This window comes from Streptomyces sp. NBC_01707, from assembly GCF_041438805.1.
In the GTDB taxonomy this organism is placed as follows: Bacteria; Actinomycetota; Actinomycetes; order Streptomycetales; family Streptomycetaceae; genus Streptomyces.
The window spans coordinates 5,733,411-5,751,637 of the sequence record NZ_CP109190.1 but is presented as its reverse complement, the minus strand read 5'-3'; the positions used below and the strand labels follow the sequence as shown (position 1 = coordinate 5,751,637).

General features: G+C 69.9%; 17 protein-coding genes. 8 read left to right on the top strand and 9 right to left on the bottom strand.

The features are described 5' to 3' along the window. Positions 1–52: 52 nt before the first annotated feature. The 5 genes from OG963_RS25940 (at position 53) to OG963_RS25920 (ending at position 5,870) form a co-directional block, all read left to right on the top strand. Positions 53–457 carry a PLD nuclease N-terminal domain-containing protein gene (locus OG963_RS25940; protein ID WP_030928025.1) on the top strand — a complete coding sequence of 135 codons (405 nt, stop codon included), beginning with the start codon at positions 53–55 and terminating at the stop codon, positions 455–457. Between the two features lie 149 nt (positions 458–606). Further along, complete coding sequence (locus tag OG963_RS25935) at positions 607–1,098, top strand: nucleoside deaminase (protein WP_371799490.1); 492 nt, start codon at positions 607–609, stop codon at positions 1,096–1,098. Further along, positions 1,091–2,056 carry an isopenicillin N synthase family oxygenase gene (locus tag OG963_RS25930; protein WP_093776300.1) on the top strand — a complete coding sequence of 322 codons (966 nt, stop codon included), beginning with the start codon at positions 1,091–1,093 and terminating at the stop codon, positions 2,054–2,056. Before OG963_RS25935 ends, OG963_RS25930 begins: the two co-directional genes overlap by 8 nt. A gap of 129 nt (positions 2,057–2,185) precedes the next feature. After that, positions 2,186–4,312: a hypothetical protein gene (locus tag OG963_RS25925; RefSeq protein WP_371799489.1), complete on the top strand. Its 2,127-nt coding sequence runs from the start codon at positions 2,186–2,188 to the stop codon at positions 4,310–4,312. Beyond that, positions 4,305–5,870: an ABC transporter substrate-binding protein gene (locus tag OG963_RS25920; RefSeq protein WP_371799488.1), complete on the top strand. Its 1,566-nt coding sequence runs from the start codon at positions 4,305–4,307 to the stop codon at positions 5,868–5,870. Before OG963_RS25925 ends, OG963_RS25920 begins: the two co-directional genes overlap by 8 nt. 21 nt (positions 5,871–5,891) lie before the next feature. On the opposite strand, the gene OG963_RS25915 is transcribed toward OG963_RS25920, so the two are convergent. From OG963_RS25915 to hemL, 8 genes are all read right to left on the bottom strand, one after another. Further along, positions 5,892–6,431, bottom strand: coding sequence for an SRPBCC domain-containing protein (locus OG963_RS25915; protein WP_093776294.1), 540 nt, complete (start codon positions 6,429–6,431; stop codon positions 5,892–5,894). Between the two features lie 55 nt (positions 6,432–6,486). Continuing rightward, positions 6,487–7,578: a c-type cytochrome biogenesis protein CcsB gene (gene ccsB / locus OG963_RS25910; RefSeq protein WP_093776292.1), complete on the bottom strand. Its 1,092-nt coding sequence runs from the start codon at positions 7,576–7,578 to the stop codon at positions 6,487–6,489. Beyond that, the gene (locus tag OG963_RS25905; protein ID WP_030928047.1) at positions 7,575–9,320 is read right to left on the bottom strand and encodes a cytochrome c biogenesis protein ResB; all 1,746 of its coding nucleotides are present in this window, start codon (positions 9,318–9,320) and stop codon (positions 7,575–7,577) included. Before OG963_RS25905 ends, ccsB begins: the two co-directional genes overlap by 4 nt. A gap of 5 nt (positions 9,321–9,325) precedes the next feature. Then, a complete protein-coding gene (locus OG963_RS25900) occupies positions 9,326–10,063 on the bottom strand; it encodes a cytochrome c biogenesis CcdA family protein (RefSeq protein WP_051878882.1) in 738 nt (245 codons plus the stop codon). 31 nt (positions 10,064–10,094) lie between these two features. Further along, on the bottom strand, positions 10,095–10,706 hold the full coding sequence (locus tag OG963_RS25895; RefSeq protein ID WP_093776288.1) for a TlpA disulfide reductase family protein: 612 nt from the start codon (positions 10,704–10,706) through the stop codon (positions 10,095–10,097). A gap of 67 nt (positions 10,707–10,773) precedes the next feature. Next, positions 10,774–12,024 carry a hypothetical protein gene (locus OG963_RS25890; protein ID WP_093776286.1) on the bottom strand — a complete coding sequence of 417 codons (1,251 nt, stop codon included), beginning with the start codon at positions 12,022–12,024 and terminating at the stop codon, positions 10,774–10,776. A 284-nt stretch (positions 12,025–12,308) separates the two neighbouring features. Further along, the gene (locus OG963_RS25885; protein ID WP_093776284.1) at positions 12,309–12,995 is read right to left on the bottom strand and encodes a histidine phosphatase family protein; all 687 of its coding nucleotides are present in this window, start codon (positions 12,993–12,995) and stop codon (positions 12,309–12,311) included. After that, positions 12,992–14,308 (bottom strand): glutamate-1-semialdehyde 2,1-aminomutase, encoded by a 1,317-nt coding sequence (hemL, locus tag OG963_RS25880; RefSeq protein ID WP_371126452.1) that lies wholly within the window; start codon positions 14,306–14,308, stop codon positions 12,992–12,994. The genes OG963_RS25885 and hemL overlap by 4 nt, the downstream gene beginning before the upstream one ends. A 129-nt stretch (positions 14,309–14,437) precedes the next feature. Between hemL and OG963_RS25875 the strand changes: the two genes are divergently transcribed. Continuing rightward, positions 14,438–15,022, top strand: a complete 585-nt coding sequence (locus OG963_RS25875) for a hypothetical protein (RefSeq protein ID WP_078852811.1) — start codon at positions 14,438–14,440, stop codon at positions 15,020–15,022. Between the two features lie 223 nt (positions 15,023–15,245). Beyond that, positions 15,246–16,355: a hypothetical protein gene (locus OG963_RS25870; RefSeq protein WP_319325285.1), complete on the top strand. Its 1,110-nt coding sequence runs from the start codon at positions 15,246–15,248 to the stop codon at positions 16,353–16,355. Between the two features lie 400 nt (positions 16,356–16,755). On the opposite strand, the gene OG963_RS25865 is transcribed toward OG963_RS25870, so the two are convergent. Beyond that, positions 16,756–17,328, bottom strand: a complete 573-nt coding sequence (locus tag OG963_RS25865; RefSeq protein WP_093776278.1) for a TIGR03086 family metal-binding protein — start codon at positions 17,326–17,328, stop codon at positions 16,756–16,758. Positions 17,329–17,416: 88 nt separating this feature from the next. Between OG963_RS25865 and OG963_RS25860 the strand changes: the two genes are divergently transcribed. Then, entirely contained in the window at positions 17,417–18,223 is an 807-nt protein-coding gene (locus OG963_RS25860; protein WP_093931475.1) for a helix-turn-helix domain-containing protein, read from the top strand. Positions 18,224–18,227 lie beyond the last annotated feature (4 nt).

Genomic DNA, 18,227 nt, shown 5'->3' with positions numbered 1-18,227 from the left:
TCACCGGGGCGGGACAGCGCCCCGCCATCTCTTCGCGGGGGGACCCTTCACCATGTTCCGGGCCTTGATCTATCTCCTGCCTCTGGCACTGACGATCTACGCGTTCATCGACTGCCTGAACACCCCGGAGGACGAGGCCAAGCATCTGCCGAAGATCGCCTGGGTCTTCATCATTCTGCTGTTCTGGATCGTGGGCCCGCTCGTGTGGCTGGGCGCGGGCAAGATGCGCCACGCGCCCGCCGGGGGCCGCACCCCGTCGGAATGGCACCGCAACCACCGTCATGAGTGGGTGGCACCGGACGACAATCCGGACTTCCTGAAGGCGCTGAAGGAGGAGAACAAGAAGGACGAGTCACTCCTCAAGGACTGGGAGGCGGATCTGCGCCGCCGCGAGGAGGAGCTCAAGCGCCGCGAGAGCGGGGCCGGGCCGGAGGAGCCCGCTCCGCCCGCCTCGTGACCGCACGCGGGTTCACGGATACAGCAGCTGTCGCTTCGCGTTCCGGGGCCGGTCCCGCTCGGAGATCGAGCCCGTCCGGCCATTGAGGACGTGGGGCGACCGGGGACCGCACGTTGCCCCGGTGTTCCGTGACCGGGAGAGTGAACGGCATGAGGGACAGGGACGACGGCAGGGGCGGCGCCGGGGGCACCGGCCGTGACGTCGACAGGGAACGCCTCGCGACCGCCGTCGCGGAGGCCCGCGCCGGACTGGCCGAGGGCGGCATTCCGATCGGCGCCGCGCTGTACGGGGCGGACGGCTCGCTCCTCGGCCGCGGGCACAACCGCCGCGTCCAGGACGGCGACCCGTCCATGCACGCGGAGACCGCGGCCTTCCGCGCCGCCGGGCGGCAGCGCTCGTACCGTGGCACGACGATGGTGACCACCCTTTCGCCGTGCTGGTACTGCAGCGGTCTGGTCCGCCAGTTCGGGATCTCCCGGGTGGTCATCGGCGAGGCGGCCACCTTCCGCGGCGGGCACGACTGGCTGGCCCGGCACGGCGTCGAGGTCGTGCTCCTCGACGACGCCGAGTGCACCGCCCTGATGCGCGCCTTCGTCCAGGACCATCCGGATGTATGGAACGAGGACATCGGCGATGAGTGAGCCCAGGATTCCCACCATCGATCTGCGACCGTGGCTCTCCGGCGACGCCGGGGCCCGCCGCGAGACCGCCGAGACCGTCGACGCGGCGCTGCGGGCGGCGGGCTTCCTGCTGGTCACCGGGCACGGCGTGGACCTCGCGCTGCGGACCGCGATCCGCGACACCGCACGGGGGTTCTTCCTGCTGCCGGCCGCGGCGAAGACGCCGTACGCCGTCAAGGTCGGCGGCCGTGGCTGGCTCGGCCCCGGCGCCGAGGCCAACGGCTGTGCGGAAGGCACCCGGACACCCCCGGACCTCAAGGAGTCGCTCTCCTTCGCCGCCGAGGAGCCCACCGGCGACCCGGAGATCGACGCCGAGTGGTTCCTGCCCAACACCTGGCCCCGTGAGGCACCCGCGCTGAGGGCCCTGGTGACGGAGTACCTCACGCAGATGCGGACGCTCTCGGACCGGCTGCTGGAGCTGCTCGGTGCCGCGCTCGGCAAGCCCGAGGACTTCTTCACCCGGCACACCACGCATCCCACCTGGGGTTTCAACATCAACTGGTATCCGGGCACCGAGGTGGTCGGGGAGCCGGTGCCGGGCCAGTTCCGGATCGGCCCGCACACCGACTTCGGTACCGTCACGGTCCTCGACCGGCAGACCGGCAAGGGCGGGCTGCAGGTCTTCACGGACGACGACGGCTGGGAGGACGCCCCGTACGACCCCGAGGCCTTCACCATCAACATCGGAGACCTGATGGCACGCTGGACGGGCGACCGCTGGCGTTCGGGCCGGCACCGGGTGCTGCCGCCGCCCTCCGACGCCCCCGCCGAGGAGCTGATGTCGCTCGTCTATTTCTATGAGTGCGACCCGCGCACCACGGTCGTGTCGGTGCCCGCGCCGACCGGCCGGGTCACCCACGAGCCGGTGGACGCCCACACGTATCTGCGCGCGAAGCTGGACGCGATCTCGGTCGGCTGACGAGGGTCCGCGGCCGGCCGGCGGGACCGCCCGTATCGTTCGAAAATCTTCACCCCCCTCCAACACGCCGTCGATATCCTGATGTTGACGGTGTGACAGTTCGTGCACGGTGTCGGCACTGGGGGGGCTGTGGACAGGGAGCTGTACGGGCGCGAGGCGATCTTCGGCAACGACGGACTAGCGGCGCGTCTGACAGGTCTCACCCCTACCGGCTCCGCCAGGGCCGCCTACGAGCACCGCGACGATCCGCCCGTCGTCGTGCTGACCGGCGGGCGCGGCATGGGCAAGACCTCGGTGCTCAAGCAGCTGCGTCATGTGTACCGCGAGATCACCCCGGTGGCCCTGGTCGACTGCGAGGCGGTCGTCCCGCCCGAGGACCCCGGCCCCGGCTGGACTCCGGTCACCGGCGCGCTGCCGGGCCTCGCAGCGCAGCTGACGGTGCGGGTACATGGAGCGCGGCCGGTGCAGTTCCCGCGGCTGAGTCTCGGGCTGGTGGCGGTCGCCTCGATCTCCTGGAGCCGGGAGGACGAGACCCGGGCGCAGCGGGATCTTCAGTCGCTCGGTCCGGTGCTGGCCACGGTCGACACCAAGGGGGGCGCGGCGACCGGCTGGGTCGCGAAGGTGCTGACGAAGCTGGCCGCGAGCGCGTTCGACTCGATGGTTCCGCTGGCGGGGCTGGTCGCGGAGGCGACCGTGGAGACGGTGCTGGAGGAGACGTTCAGCCGGTTCCAGCGGCGGTCGGCGGACTGGTACGGGAGCTATCCGCAGGCAGGCGGCAACGGCCGGATCGGGCTGCGGCAGCTGGCCGTGGACTTCGAGCGCGGCGGTGATCTGCGCCGCCGGGCCGAGGACCATCTGGTGCTGGCCCTGGTCGAGGACCTGGTCCGGGCCTACCGGGGTATGGCGCGTGGCGCCCGCCGGGGCCGTCCGGTGCTGCTGCTCGACAATGCGCACACGGCGCTGGGGCGGCAGCTGGTCGAGCCGCTGCTGCGGCAGCGCGGCGCCGGGGGCCGCGATCAGATCGCCGTGTTCACCTCGTCGCGGGCCCGTGACCACGAGGGGCTGAGCCATGCGGTACGGCACCGGCTGCCCGAGGTGGCGCACGCCTCGCACTGGGCCAGGTCCACGGAGGTGACGTCCGGGATCCTCGCGGTGGACCTCACCCCGCTGACCGCCACACAGGTGCAGGCGGCGTTCGACCGGTTCGATCCGGCGGGCCGCACCCCGGCCGGACTGGCCCGCGGTGTGCACCGGCTGACGGGCGGGCGCCCGCTCGGGGTGGCGCTGCTCGCGCAGGCGGCGGGCGAGGCGGCGGAACCGGCGGCGCTGGTGCCCGGGGCACTGTTCGACCGCACGGTTGAACTGCGCGAGGACCATCCGCCGGTGCGGGTGGCGGACGAGCTGCTGAAGCAGCTGCTGCCGGGGCAGCGTCCGGACGTCCTGAGTGTGCTGGCCGCGGCGCACGGCGAGGAGTCCGCCCGGCTGCTGGCGAGGACGCGGCTGCGCGGGGTCTCGATGGACGGCGATGTGGCGCTGCTCGTACGGGATGTGTTGCGGTCGGAGGACTGGCAGGTCGGTCCCGACTACTTCGTCGCCGATCCGCTGCTGCGGTCGCTGCTGCTGCACCGGCTGCGGTTCCAGGACGGTGACCACCCGCATTACGCGATGTGGCGTGCGGTGCACGAGTCGCTCCGCACGGCCTATGTGCCCGGGGGCAGCTTCCCGAGCGTCCCGCACCGCCTGCACCAGGAGCTCGTGCTGGGCGGGGCCGGGGCCTGTGTGACCCATCTGAGGGTGCAGTTCGCGCTCACCGACGTGATGCGCTGGCTGGCCGCGCTGCGGTTCATCGCCGCGGCGCCCTATCCGCGCGCGCCCGGCAGCTCCGGCCCCGATCCACGGCGGGCGATCGCCCTGGGGCAGGAGTCGGCCGGCTCGTCGCCGGACGAGGAGACGGGGCTCGCCGGGCTCGACGAGCGGGCGACGAAGCTCCAGCTGCAGCTGCGCCGGCTGCTGCACGCCGTCTGGCTGCTCTCCGATCCGCTGGCACTGCCGGACGACGAGGTGACCGAGAAGATGGCGTTCGAGCTGCGGCAGCTGTCCGGCAGGCATCCGACGGGCAACAGTGTGCTCTGGGACGCGGCGACGCACTGGCCTCAGGACATCAGGGCGTGGCGGCCGCTCTCCATGCCGCCGGGGCCGCCGGCCACCGCGCACGGACCAGGACGGACACGGGGGGACGGTGGCTCGCATGCGTAATCCGCTGCGTTATCGCGTCTGGTACACGGCTCGGCAGAAGATCGTCACGACGATCGTGGTGGGAGCGCTCGTGATCACCTCCGGCTGGTACGGCATCAGCCGGCTCACGGCCCCGGAGAACCGGCGGTGCGTGCCGGGCGTCGAGCGTCCGCAGGGCAGTGACGAGTGCATCGGTGTCTCCGGCTCCGGCTACGACTTCGGGATGCCCAAGCTGACCGCTGTCGCCGCGGCGATCGGCCGGGAGAACTCCGGGCTGAAGCCGGGCCGGTACGTGTCCGTCGCACTGCTGCTTCCGCTGACGTCGACCGACGGCTCGATGGGCACGAAGATGCGGCGGGAACTGCAGGGCGCGTTCGCCGAGCAGTACCGGGCCAACCACCTGTCGAACGACCAGGTGCCGAAGATCCGTCTGCTGCTCGCCAACACCGGGAAGAACAACCTGCTCTGGCGCCCCACGGTGGACCGTCTCAAGAAGATGACGGGCGCCCCGGACCGACTGCGGGCGGTGTCGGGAGTGGCCACCAGCAGTACGCAGGTCAAGTCGGCGGTCAAGGAGCTGACCTCCGCGCACATCGCGGTCGTCGGTTCGACGATCACCGCGGACGACATCGCCAACGGCCCGAAGGGCGACCCGTTCCCGGGGCTGGCCCGGGTCTCTCCCACCAACCGGGACGAGGCGCGCGCCCTCGCCCAGTTCGGCAAGGTGCGGGCCGACAAGGCACTGTTGGTCCAGGACACCCGTACCGGGGACCACTACACGGACACGCTGAAGGCGGCGTTCGCCGCGCTGGTCAAGGGCACCCGGTACGAGCCGCAGCTGTTCACCTCGCCGAAGGACCCGACCGACGAAGGCACCACGGCCAACACGTTCCAGCAGATCACGCATCTGATCTGCGACTCGGGCGCGGAGACGGTGTTCTTCGCCGGGCGCCACACCCAGCTGCGGCAGTTCATCAACGCGCTCGGGGCCCGCGGCTGTCAGAACCGGGCGTTCACCGTACTCACCGGCGACGAGGGCTCGTATCTCGGCGGCGACAAGAAGCTCGACCGGAGCACGCTGCGCCGGAAGGTGACGGTCCGCTACGCCTCGCTCGCACACCCGGACGCCTGGGCGGCGGGGAAGGACGGGGCGAAGGAGAGGACGGGCGGCTCCCCAGCGGACTACCAGGAATTCCTGGATCTGCTGGCGGTGGTGGGGAAGAAGCCGGTGGGTCCGATCGGCCCGACCGGGCGCCAGGATCTGACCGACGGCCAGGTGATCATCGCCTACGACGCGATGGCGACGGCTGTGCACGGCATCCGGCAGGCGACCCCGGGCGGCAAACGCCTTCCGGAGCCCGCGGACGTGGGCGAGCAGTGGCCACGGGTGAAGGCGTCGTTGCGGGTGTCGGGGGCCAGCGGCTGGATCTGTCTGGACAACCACGGCAACCCGTACAACAAGGCGGTGCCGGTGGTGGAGCTGGCGCCTGAGGACGCCTCGCAGCGGTTCGTGGCGATCGCCTGGCCGGAGGGGAAGCCGCCGGCGCGCAACTGCCTGCCACCGTCGTCCGCGCCCTGACCGCCACTGCCGCCCGGCCCGTCAGCCCGGACCCCGGCCGCCGTCCGACGCGTACCCGTCCCGCAGCTCCTGCCACCGCGTGAGCGTCCACGCGGACCAGTCTGCGGGACGCCCGTCCAGCGCCTCCACCAGGTACTCGAAGTGGTTGTGCCAGCCCGCCAGGCAGTCCAGCAGCAGCGCGTCGTCGCCGCGGAACTCATTGGTGAAGCGCAGCACCGCATGGTCGCCGCGCGGCGGCTCCAGGTGGAAGCGGATCCGGCCGTGCACCCCTTCGAGGGTGTATTCGGCGACCCGCTCGATGTCCCAGGCGGTGACGGTGCCGGAGGCGACCGTGGCGTTCCCGTCCTGGTCGGTGTTGAGCCAGCGCAGCGTGATCGCACCGCCGATGCGCGGTTCGAACGGTTCGGCGGCCGCGAGCCAGTCCCGCAGCCCCTCGGAACTGGCAACGGCTGCCCACACCCGTGACACGGAGTGGGGCAGCCGGAGCGTGAACCGCAGGATGCGGCGGTCACCTTCGGTCTCCGCCGCACCACGTTCGATCACGGGGTGCGTGTCGCTCATGGTTACAGCGTGGCCCGGTGAGGCGGGTTCCGCACCCGTACGGACGGGAAGCGGCTCAGACGCCTGCGTAGGAGTGCTTGCCGGTGACGAAGATGTTCACGCCGTAGTAGTTGAAGAGCCAGCAGCCGAAGGCGATCAGAGCCAGGTAGGCGGCCTTACGGCCCTTCCAGCCTGCGGTGGCGCGGGCGTGCAGGTAGCAGGCGTAGGCGACCCAGGTGATGAAGGACCAGACCTCCTTGGGGTCCCAGCCCCAGTAGCGGCCCCAGGCGTCGCCCGCCCAGATCGCGCCCGCGATGATCGTGAACGTCCACAGCGGGAAGACGGCGGCGTTGACGCGGTACGAGAACTTGTCGAGGGTCGCCGCGGCGGGCAGCCGGGACAGCACGGACTGGGCGAACGAGCCGGGCTCGACGCCGTTCGCCAGCTTGCTCTCGTAGCTGTCGCGGAACAGGTACAGCAGTGTGCCGACCGCACCGATGTAGAAGACGGCGCCGCAGATGATGGCGGTGGAGACGTGGATCCACAGCCAGTACGAGTGCAGTGCGGGCACCAGCTGGTCGCTGGAGGTGTAGAGCACGGTGGTCGCGATGCCGAGGTCCAGCAGGACGGTCGTGACCAGCAGCAGGCCCATCCAGCGGACGTTCTTCTTCAGCGCGAGCAGGATCAGGTACGCGGCGACGGCCACCGTGGAGAAGGTGATCGAGAACTCGTACATGTTGCCCCACGGGGCACGCTGCACGGACAGCGCGCGGGCGACGACCCCGCCGGCCTCGACGAGGAAGGCGAGCACGGTCATCGAGACCGCGATCCGCCCCCAGAGATCGCCCTTGAACGTGCCGCCGGCGGCGCCGGGCCCGTCCGGGACATCGCGTGAACCGGCGGCGGAACGCGTAATGATCTTCGGTCGCTCCAGTACGGCGGTGGCGCCGCCCTTCTGCGCGACCTGGACCTGGATCTTCGCCGAGGAGGCGCCGGCGGCTCCGGCCCCGGTCAGCGCGGCGGCGGTCCGGCCGACCTTGCTGCGGCTGCCGAACACCCACTCCGCGATGTGCGCGAAGAAGGCAATGGTGTAGACGGCCATCGACGAATAGATCAGCACATTGCTGGTATGTGCCAGATTCTCGTTGGTTGCGGCGGCGAGATTCACTTCTCAGCCCCTTCGGCAGGTTCTTCGGAAAGTGCTTCGGCAGATGCGTCGTCGGGCGCGGTGGGCGCCATGTCGTGGAGTGTGACCGCGAGATCGGCCAGCTCCTCGGGAAGCTTCGCGGACTCGCTGCGGCCCAGGCCCGCCATCTCGACGACGGTGACGCCGTCCGCCCCGCGTACGGCCCGGACCCAGACCCGGCGCCGCTGGATGAACAGCGACCCGGCCAGACCGGCGATGGCCCCGATGGCTCCGGTGAGCGCCCAGCCGCTGGCGGGCTGTTGCGAGATCTGGAAGCTGGCCCACTGCTCGATGCCCTCGAAGGTGATCGATCCGGCGCCGTCCGGCAGCTTCATCGTCTCGCCGGGCAGCAGCCGCTGCTTCAGCTTGTCGCCCTTGCTGTCCTTGAACGCCGCCATCTTCGAGGTGTTCAGCTGGTACACGTTCTGCGGCAGTCCGGAGTCGACACCGAGGCTGCCGTGGTACCCGTTGAGGGCCAGTACCGGGAAGTCCGCGGCCGGGAACTGGGAGAACATCGTCCCCTTGCCGTTGCCCGCGAACGTCGGCACGAAGAACGCCTGGAAACCCAGCTGGTCCTTCTTGCCGTTCTTGTCGCGGTAGCCGTCCATCACCTTGATCGCACCGGTCGAGGTGACATTGCTGTCGATCGGCAGCAGCGGAACGGCGGCCTTGTAGACCTCCTTGCCCTTGCCGTCCTTGACGGAGACGACGGGGGCGTAGCCGTGCCCGATCAGATAGACCTTGGAGCCGTCGACCACCAGCGGCTCGTTGACCTTGATGACGGCCTTCTTCGGCTTGCCGTACGCGCCCTCGGAGTACGTGACATGGGCCTCGTACTTGCGTGGGGTGCCGATCTGCGGGCCGTTGCGCTCGTACGTGCCGACGAACTTGTCGAGGGTGAAGCTGAACGGGGCGAGCGAGTCCGTGTCGTACAGCGATCCGGATTTGAAGTCGTCGTACTGGGTCAGCGTGTTGGAGAAGCCGTCGCCGTCGACGATCAGCTTGCCGCCCTCGGACTTGAAGAGCTGACCGGTGGCGAAGGCCACCAGCATGACGATCAGCGCGACATGGAACATCAGGTTCCCGGCCTCGCGCAGATAGCCCTTCTCGGCGGCGACCGCATCGCCGTCCGCGTGCGCCCGGTAGCGCCGCTTACGCATGATCGCGAGCGCGGCCTCGCGGACCTGCTCGGGTTCGGCGTCGGTGCGCCACGTCGTGTAAGCGGGCAGCCGGGTCAGCCTCTTGGGGGCGCCCGGCGGCCGGCTGCGCAGCTGACCGACGAACTGGCCGGTGCGCGGCACGATGCAGCCGATGAGGGAGACGAACAGCAGGATGTAGATCGCGGAGAACCACACCGAGCTGTAGACGTCGAAGAACTGGAGCTTCTCGTAGATCGGCGTGACGGTGGTGTGGGCTTCCTTGAAGGTCTGCACCTTCAGCTCGTCCACGCTGTTCTGCGGGATCAGCGAGCCGGGGATGGCCCCGAGCGAGAGCAGGAAGAGCAGGATCAGCGCGACCCGCATCGAGGTGAGCTGGCGCCAGAACCAGCGCGCCCAGCCGATGACGCCCATGGCGGGCAGTGTGGCCAGGGCTTCTTCGCGCGGTGCCGTGGAGAGCTGCGAGCCGGCCGCGCCGAGCTCGGCCGCGTTCTCCCGCTCCTGTCGGCTCTCGCGCTCACGCTCGTTCGCGCGCTCGTCGGCCGCGTCGGTCTTGGTGTTGCTCATGGAACTCAGATCCCCACCGTGAAGCCGTTGGACCAGCCCTGCAGTTCCTGCATCATGCTGCTCCACACACCGGTCAGCAGGAGCAGTCCGGTCACGATCATCATTGCGCCGCCGATCCGCATGACCCACACGTAGTGGCGCTTGACCCATCCGAAGGCACCGAGCGCCTTGCGGAAGGCGACCGCGGCCAGCACGAACGGCAGACCGAGTCCGAGACAGTACGCCAGGGTCAGTACGGCCCCGCGCCCGGCGGTCCCCTGTTCGAGGGCGAGCGTCTGCACGGAAGTGAGCGTCGGGCCGAGGCACGGCGTCCAGCCGACCCCGAACAGCACCCCGAGCAGCGGCGCTCCGGCGAGGCCGGACACCGGCCGCTTGTGGATGCGGAACTCACGCTGGGTCATCCAGGGCATCAGCCCCATGAAGAAGACGCCCATCAGGATCATCAGGACGCCGAGAACCTTGGAGATGACCTCGCTGTGATCCTGCAGCCGCTGCCCGAAATAGCCGAAGAGCGCGCCGCCGGAGACGAACACGGCGGAGAAGCCGAGGACGAAGAGCGAGGCGCCGACGACCATGCGCCCCCGTCTGGCCTGGGCCAGATCGGTCCCGCTGACGCCGGTGACGTACGAGAGGTAGCCGGGCACCAGCGGCAGCACGCACGGCGAGAAGAACGAGACCAGTCCGCCGAGTACGGCGATGGGCAGGGCCACCAGAAGAGCCCCGTTGAACACGGTCGTGTTCATGCCCGTGGTCGCGGCGAACGTGAGCACGTGATCACTTCTCCGCGATCAGCGGGTCGATCATCTTGTGGAGCTTGACGTCGTCGAGGGCGACGAGGGTGCGGGCCGCGATCTTCCCGTCCCGGTCGATGACCACGGTCGACGGGATGGCCTGCGGGTTCAGCGTCCCCTTGGGGAAGCGGAGGATGAGCTTGCCGATCGGGTCGAAGAAGCTCGGGTAGGTGATGCTGTTGTCCTTCTCGAAGTTCACCGCCGGGCCCTTCTCGGCGTCCCGGGTGTTGATCCCGATGAACTGGACACCCTGACTCGCGGTCTCCTTCGACACCTTCGCGAAGTGCTTGGCCTCCAGCCGGCAGGGGCCGCACCACGAGCCCCATACGTTCAGCACGACGACCTTGCCCTTGTAGTCGGCGACATCGAGGGGCTTGCCGTCCAGCGTCGCTCCGTCGAGCTTCGGCGCGTCCTGGCGGTCCGCCTTGGCCACGGTGGAGATCCCGCCACTGCCGGTGACGAAGTGGGAGTTGCCGCCACCGCCGGCCTTGTTGCCGTCACCACCGCAGGCGGTCAGGGTCAGCGCCAGTGCGGCGGCCGCTGCGGGGGCGGCGAGCAGGGTGAAGCGGCGTCGGGGTGCGCGGCCAAAGCTCATGTGAAAAGTTTCGCATGGCGGTTTCGGGGATCTTGCGCACCCCCCTCGGTGCCCGTAAAGACCGTTGTCAGGCCTGTTTAAAGAAGGTGTTCCAGCCACCGCCGGGCGCCTCGCCGACCCCGAGGGTACGGAGCTTCGCAAGCACGGCCGGGTCCTGGACATCGAGCCAGTCGACGAACTGCCGGAACGAGACGAGCCGCACGTCCGGCTTCCCCGCGATCCTTTTGAGGGTCTCCTCGACCGCATCCATATAGATACCGCCGTTCCACACCTCGAAGTGGTTGCCTATGTAGAAAGGTGCACGGTTCGTTCTGTACGCCCGCTCGAAGCCGGCGAGATACGACTGGATGGCCTGCTGACGCCAGGCCGGAAAGCGCGACGGCATTCCCTGGGTGGAGTTCTTCGACTGGTTGGCGAGGATGTTGTAGTCCATCGACAGCACTTCGAACGAGTGCCCTGGGAACGGTATGGCCTGGAGCGGAAGATCCCACAGCCCCTGGCGCTTCTCCGGCCAGATCTGGGTGCCGCCGGGCGAACTCGCGTCGTAGCGCCAGCCCAGTTTGCGCGCGGTGGGCAACAGATTGTCCTGGCCGAGCAGACAGGGTGTGCGGGCGCCTATGAGTTCCTTGCGGTAGTCGAAAGGCAGCGGGTCGAGATCGGTCCAACCGGTATTGGTGCGCCATTCGGTGACGAAGGAGACCGCCTGATCGACTTCGTTCTCCCACTGGGCCGGCGTCCAGTGCGCGACCGATCCGGAGCCGGCACAGAAATGTCCGTTGAAGTGCGTGCCTATCTCATGACCGTCGAGCCAGGCCCGGCGCACCTGGTCCAGCGTCGCCTTGATGTGATCATCGGTGAGATATCCGATGTCGGACGCGCCGATGGCGTTGTTCGGCGGTCGGTACAGGGATTTCTTCGACTCGGGCAGCAGATAGAGCCCGGAGAGGAAGAAGGTCATCGCCGCGTCGTGGTCCTTGGCGAGTTCGAGAAAACGCGCGAAGAGCCCCGTGCCGACCTCGCCCGCCCCGTCCCAGGAAAAGATCACGAACTGCGGCGGGGTCTGCCCGGGTTCCAGCGGGACCGGCGCCGAAGGCTGGTTCGGCTGTTCCCCGGTGTCGGCGGTGGAACCGTCCCCGATCTCCCGCACGTCGTCGTCCCCGGCACCGCTTCCCTCGCCCTTGCCGTCCGCCCGCTGCCCGGAGCCGGAGCCCGAGCCGCCCCCCACGGCAGAGTCCAGGGAACCGCAGCCCGCCATCCCGATGGCAGCCGCTGCTCCCAGTCCGGCTGTGAGCAGACTCCTTCGGCTGATATCGCGCATGGCGTCCCCATCTGCGGTCGTTCCGGCCCAACTCCATACAAACTGGCAAAGGCTTAGATGGGTGAAACAGCACGGTGGTTCCGCCGATCGGCACCTGCCTCCTGGCGCGACCCCACGCCGGCGCCGGCCGGACGCGGCTCGGGCCGGACGCGGCTCGGGCCCCGGCCGACGGATCGGCGGGGCCCGCGGAGAGAGGGATCCAGGGTCTTCCGTTCGGATCAGTCCGGATCAGGGAGCGGCCGATGCCGGACGAGGCGACCCCGGCACGATCCGGACGAGAGGCCCTAGGCTCCGAACGCCTTGGACTTCCCCTTCACCGGCTTGGCACCGGCCAGCAGATGCGCAGGCACCAGATCGCGGGCCGGCTCGGTGTAGCCGACGGAGACGATCTTGTCGCCCTGGTACGTGAAGGTGGTCAGCGAGGCGAGCGTGCACTGCCGCTTGCGCGGGTCGTGCCAGAGCCGCCGCCGCTCGACGAAGCTCCGGACGATCCAGATCGGCAGCTGATGGCTGACGCAGACAGCCTCGTGCCCGCGGGCCGCGTCGCGCGCGGCGTCGAGGGCGCCCATCATCCGTACGACCTGCTCGATGTACGGCTCGCCCCAGGACGGGCGGAACGGGTTGGTGAGGTGCTTCCAGTTGTCCGGCTTGCGCAGCGCGCCGTCGCCGACCCCGAAGGTCTTGCCCTCGAAGACGTTGGCCGCCTCGATCAGCCGCTCGTCCGTGGCCAGGTCGATGCCGTGCGTCTTGGCGATCGGTGTCGCCGTCTCCTGGGCGCGCTCCAACGGGGAGGCGACGACATGGGTGATGTCGCGCTTCTCCAGGTGCTCGGCCACCCGGTCGGCCATCTGCCGGCCGAGCTCGGAGAGGTGGTAGCCGGGGCGGCGTCCGTAGAGCACACCCTCGGGGTTGTGCACCTCCCCGTGACGCATCAGATGGACGACGGTGATGTCCTTGTCGGCCGGGCTCATGCGGTGGCCTCCGATGCGGCGCGGGCGGCGGCGGGCAGCGCGGCGGCGATCCGCTCGACGGCCTGCGTGTCGTGGGCGGTGGAGACGAACCAGGACTCGAACGCGGACGGCGGCAGATAGACGCCCTGCGCCAGCATCGAGTGGAAGAAGGCGGTGAAGCGGAAGGCCTCCTGCTTCTTGGCGTCCTCGTAGTTCCGCACCGGCCGGTCCGTGAAGAACACAGAGAACATGTTGCTGGCCGCGGACACCGTGTGCGCCACGCCCTCCTTGGTGAACGCCTCGCTCACCAAGGCCTGGATCTCCGCGGAGACCGCGTCGACCTTCGCGTACGCCGCGTCGTCGAGCAGCCGCAGCTGGGCGAGCCCGGCGGCGGTGGCGACCGGGTTACCGGAGAGGGTGCCCGCCTGGTAGACGGGGCCGACCGGGGCGAGGTGGGCCATCACGTCGGCGCGCCCGCCGAAGGCCGCGGCCGGGAAGCCGCCGCCCATCACCTTCCCGAAGGTCATCAGGTCGGGCCGCACCCCGTCGACACCGAACCAGCCGGCCTTCGAGGTACGGAATCCGGTCATGACCTCGTCGGAGATGTACAGCGCGCCGTCGGCGGCGCAGATCTCCTTGAGCCCGGCGTTGAAGCCGTCCAGCGGCGGTACGACGCCCATGTTGCCCGGCGACGCCTCGGTGATCACGCAGGCGATCTCGCCGGGGTGCGCGGCGAAGGCGGTCCGCACGGCCTCCAGGTCGTTGTACGGCAGGACGATCGTGTCGCCGGCCTGCGCGCCCGTGACCCCGGGGGTGTCCGGAAGACCGAAGGTCGCGACCCCGGAACCGGCGGCGGCGAGCAGCGCATCGACGTGCCCGTGGTAGCAACCGGCGAACTTCACGACCTTCGCGCGGCCGGTGAACCCGCGCGCCAGCCGGATCGCGGACATGGTCGCCTCGGTGCCGGACGACACCAGCCGTACCTGCTCCACGGGCTCGATCCGGGCCACGATCTCCTCGGCGAGCGCGACCTCGCCCTCACCGGGCGTACCGAACGAGGTGCCGCGGGCGACAGCCTCCTGGACTGCGGCGATGACCTCGGGGTGGGAATGGCCGAGGATCATCGGCCCCCACGAGCACACGAGGTCGACATACTCACGACCGTCGGCATCGGTGAGGTACGGACCGGTACCGGACACCATGAAGCGGGGCGTACCGCCCACGGCCCGGAAGGCACGTACGGGAGAGTTCACGCCTCCGGGCGTCACGAGGGACGCGCGGTCGAAAAGCGTCTGCGAAACTGGGGCGTCATAGGGAAAGCTCACACAAGCCATGGTGTCAGAGCCACCGACAGTCTTGCGGACGGGTGTTTCACACCACGCCCGCGGGGGAGGTCACTGACACGATGATCGGGTTGCGCGGCGGGGGCTGTGTCTCCTAAGTAGTAGTCGGGTGGATGAGATATGCATCGCGGTGGCGGAGTGGGCGAAGGGACCGACGACCTGGGGCCCGAGCCTGCCCGGCGAGGTCGGCACCGGCGTGAGGCTGAGCGCAAGCAGGGCATACATCAGGCCGGCAGTGCACAGGCCGGAAGCAGGAGTGGTGGTCGGGTGGGGGTGACCTACAAATATTTCGGGGCCCCCGACGGGGCCACTGCCGCACGCGTGCCCATTTCGATGCGCCCCGAGGAACTCGGCGGTGACGAGCTGGGCATGGGCGGCATGTTCAGCAAGATCAAGCCGGAGACGGTCGCGGCCATGGTGCTCACCGGCATCCAGGGCATACCCCTGCACAAGGTCCCCCCGCTGGAACTGGTCGTCCTGCACCCCGACTACGCGGTGGTCAAGCTCCCGATGACGGTCGTCGACCCGCTGCGCGACGTCGGCGAGGAGTCGGTCGGCGCCGCGGCCTTCATCTGGTCCACGGTCCCGGACCGCGGCGGCCCGCGCGACGCGTTCAACGTCTACCAGCTGCTCCACGAGTGGCAGGATTTCAGCCATCGTCTGCATGACGCGGGGCATCAGGCCTACTGCTTGGTGTGGCCCTGAGCCGATCCCCATTCGGCCCTGAGCCCGTCCCGATCCGGCCTCGGACGTGTCCCGGCCTCGTCCCGGTCCGGCCACCGACCTGTCCTGCCCTCGTCCCGGTCGCGTCCTGACCTGGTCCTGAGCCGGCCCCGACGCCACCCCGTAGCGCGGCTGTCACCCCGGGGCTCTACGGTTCTCCCCTGTTCTCGTGCACGCTGCACGCTGCACGTTCGGGAGGGGACCCATGACCACCAGTGCCGCATCCGCTCGCCTTGTCGCCACACTCACCGCACCCCTGGACCGGGATCGTGAGGCCGCGTACGCGCCGTCCGTCCTGCGGTGGCCGGATCGCCGTCTGCTGATTCAGCGCGGCGACTTCGAGGCGGTCGCCGTCGACCTGGACGACCCGTCCGCCCCGCAGACCCGCTTCCCGGCCCCCTGGCCACGTCGCTTCGGTACGTTCACGGTTGCGCCGGGCGGGGATCTCGCGGTCTTCGCGGGGGTCCATTCGGTACGCGCGGTGGATCCGGCCGGGGCGGTGCGCTGGGAGGTCCGGCACGGTTGCTGGGAGGGCAGTTGCCGCATCCTGCACGAGTCGTTCGAGGAGTACGCGGACAGCCGGTCGCATGTGTACGCGGACAGCGGCTCGGCGGTGTTCTCGGCGGACGGGTCGCTCGTGTGGGCCCATGTCCGGGGCCCCCTGGCGACGGCCGGGCCGGATCCGGAGGCGCTCGACGAGTGGCTGGTCATCGATGCCGCCGACGGGCGGGTGCTGGGGCGGGCGGACGCGGAGACCGTGGCGGCGGGCTCGGAGCACGTACCGCACCCCGATCCGGCGCAGATGGGGCTGAGCGTCGGCGAAGGCCAGGACGGGGCACCGCTGCTGTGGGGGCGGTGGGACGGGTCGGAGCTGTCCGTGGAGCACTTCGGCGAGGAGGAGCGGATCCTGACCTCCGTGAGCCCCACCGGCGAGCACTTCCTGACAGTGGCGCACGATCTGGACTCGCTGGCTCTGCACCGGGTCTCGGACGGTGCGGTGGTGGCCGAGCTGGACGCCGCGGACGCCGTCCCCCGTCACCCCGACGCGGATCCGGAAGACTTCGACGCCGACGACGTGATGTGGGACTACGAGTGCGGGTTCGTGGACAAGGAGACGGCCATCTCCAGTACGGATCAGGAGGAGGAGTACGGGCCGGTGCGGCACTGGCTGCTGGACGCGTCGGGGATGCGCCCGGCCGGTCAGGTCGTGTACCCCTTCCCGGTCTCCGGCACTCCCACGGCTCTCGGCGACGGCACCTGGTACACGGTGTCCGGGAGCGGGGACGCCGTGCACTTGTGGGCCTTGGACAGGTAGGCCGTCGTACGCCCATATTCGGCCATTCATTGGCCGAAGAATGATCTTCAGAAGACCTGCCGGCCCTGCCGATGTACCCCATACAGCCGATACCGCCGATGCGGTCGGTGTGCGAGGCATCGACATCAAGGAGGCCTGTTCATGGGCGACATCCTGCTGGCCCTGTCCATCCCGGTACTGGTCTTCGCCGTGGGGATCTACGCAGGGTGCGAGACGTGGTGGCGGCGCCGGCATCCGGCGCCGCCGTCCCCGTACACCCATCAGGCGGCGCGCCTGTCCGAGCGCCACATGGTCGCCTCCGCCGAGGAGATCGTCGACGGGGCGCACGCGAGGCTGGAGGAGTTCTACGGCACCTCAGGAGGGACGATTCCGGCCCCGGGGGCCACTGGCGTCCCGGGGCTCACGCCCGCGGCGGTTGCCAGTCCGGGTCGCGGCCGGTCACAGCCAGCATCCGCTCGAAGGGGCTAGCGCCGTCCGGCACGCGGAAGGGCTCGCCGAACACCTTCGCCTTCCGCGCGTTCGGAGCCATCTCGGCGAGCCCGGGGCCGAGTTCGCTCACCACCGCCTCGTCCGGGACGTATTCCTGACCGGTGGCCCGTGCCAGGTCCCACGCATGCACGGTCAGGTCGCCCAGCACCATCCGCGCGACGGTTCTGGCGGGGAACCCCATGGAACCCGCGGTCCCCTCGTCCGCACCCGGCGCGTCCCACGCCGCCACCAGCTTGGCCGTCTCCTCGCCGAAGCGGCCCCGCCAGTCCCCGGTGACCGCGGTCGGCTTCGCGCCGAAGTCCGGCTCCTGTCTGGCCGCCAGGGCCTGGAAGTTGACGACCACTTGGAAGAGATGGTCGACGAGGGCCCGCACGTCGTACTCCGTGCACGGCGTGGGGTCGCCCAGTCGGCCGTCGTCGATGCCACGCACGACGGGAGCAGCGCCGTCGGCGGCCGCGGCCAGCAGTTCACTGATTTTCTTCATGCTGCGACCGTCCGCCCGGCGGCGGCCCGTGTCTTGAATAATCGCGACACCACAGATACGAACGTATGTTCGCAATAGAATCGCTGCCATGTCTGCTCCTCGACGCGACACCCGGGGCATCGTCGACGCCCGCGAACTCTTCTCGCATGTGCACTTCCGCCGGCGTGAGCCCGCACCCGGGCTGCGGACACAGGTGGCGTTCTACTGGCTGATCGACTGGGACCTGCCGGAGCCGTACACCTCGCACGTGGTGCCGCACCCGTCGGTGAACCTGGTCTTCCAGCACCACGAGAGCAGCGGCGAGGCCGCCTTCGCGGAGGTCGCGGGCATCGGACTCGAACTCTTCACCCAGAAGCTGGAGGGCCGGGGACGGGTGTGCGCGGTGAAATTCCGGCCGGGCGGCTTCCGGCCGTTCGCACCGGGCCGCCCCGTGTCGGAGTGGACGGGCCGACGGCTCCTGGCGAACGAGGTCCTCGCCGTACCCGCTCCGGTGGCGGCCGTGCTGGACCCGGCCCAGGAGGACGCGCGGGTCGCCGCGCTGGACGCGTACCTGCTGGCACTCACCCCGGAACCGGACCCGCAGGCCGAGCGGGCGATGGCCCTGGTCGAGCGCGTCCGCACCGACCGCACGATGCGCCGGGTCGACGAACTCGCCCGCACCGAAGGGCTGTCGGCACGTTCGCTGCAGCGGCTCTTCGCCACGTACGTGGGCGTCGGCCCCAAGTGGGTGATCCTCCGCTACCGCATCCACGAGGCGCTGGAACGCGCCGAGTCGGACCCCGAAGTGGACTGGGCCGAGCTGGCCGCGGATCTCGGCTACAGCGACCAGGCCCACCTGACCAGGGACTTCACGTCGACGATCGGCGCCCCACCGACGGCACTCGGCACCCGTTGACGGT

Coding starts and splice junctions, on each gene's coding strand:
- OG963_RS25915 (WP_093776294.1), bottom strand. CDS start 6,431: ATGAGCGACACGCACCCCGTGATCGAACGTGGTGCGGCGGAGACCGAA.
- OG963_RS25890 (WP_093776286.1), bottom strand. CDS start 12,024: ATGCGCGATATCAGCCGAAGGAGTCTGCTCACAGCCGGACTGGGAGCA.
- OG963_RS25900 (WP_051878882.1), bottom strand. CDS start 10,063: ATGAACACGACCGTGTTCAACGGGGCTCTTCTGGTGGCCCTGCCCATC.
- OG963_RS25895 (WP_093776288.1), bottom strand. CDS start 10,706: ATGAGCTTTGGCCGCGCACCCCGACGCCGCTTCACCCTGCTCGCCGCC.
- OG963_RS25865 (WP_093776278.1), bottom strand. CDS start 17,328: ATGAAGAAAATCAGTGAACTGCTGGCCGCGGCCGCCGACGGCGCTGCT.
- OG963_RS25930 (WP_093776300.1), top strand. CDS start 1,091: ATGAGTGAGCCCAGGATTCCCACCATCGATCTGCGACCGTGGCTCTCC.
- hemL (WP_371126452.1), bottom strand. CDS start 14,308: ATGGCTTGTGTGAGCTTTCCCTATGACGCCCCAGTTTCGCAGACGCTT.
- OG963_RS25920 (WP_371799488.1), top strand. CDS start 4,305: ATGCGTAATCCGCTGCGTTATCGCGTCTGGTACACGGCTCGGCAGAAG.
- OG963_RS25860 (WP_093931475.1), top strand. CDS start 17,417: ATGTCTGCTCCTCGACGCGACACCCGGGGCATCGTCGACGCCCGCGAA.
- OG963_RS25870 (WP_319325285.1), top strand. CDS start 15,246: ATGACCACCAGTGCCGCATCCGCTCGCCTTGTCGCCACACTCACCGCA.
- OG963_RS25905 (WP_030928047.1), bottom strand. CDS start 9,320: ATGAGCAACACCAAGACCGACGCGGCCGACGAGCGCGCGAACGAGCGT.
- OG963_RS25885 (WP_093776284.1), bottom strand. CDS start 12,995: ATGAGCCCGGCCGACAAGGACATCACCGTCGTCCATCTGATGCGTCAC.
- OG963_RS25935 (WP_371799490.1), top strand. CDS start 607: ATGAGGGACAGGGACGACGGCAGGGGCGGCGCCGGGGGCACCGGCCGT.
- OG963_RS25875 (WP_078852811.1), top strand. CDS start 14,438: ATGCATCGCGGTGGCGGAGTGGGCGAAGGGACCGACGACCTGGGGCCC.
- OG963_RS25940 (WP_030928025.1), top strand. CDS start 53: ATGTTCCGGGCCTTGATCTATCTCCTGCCTCTGGCACTGACGATCTAC.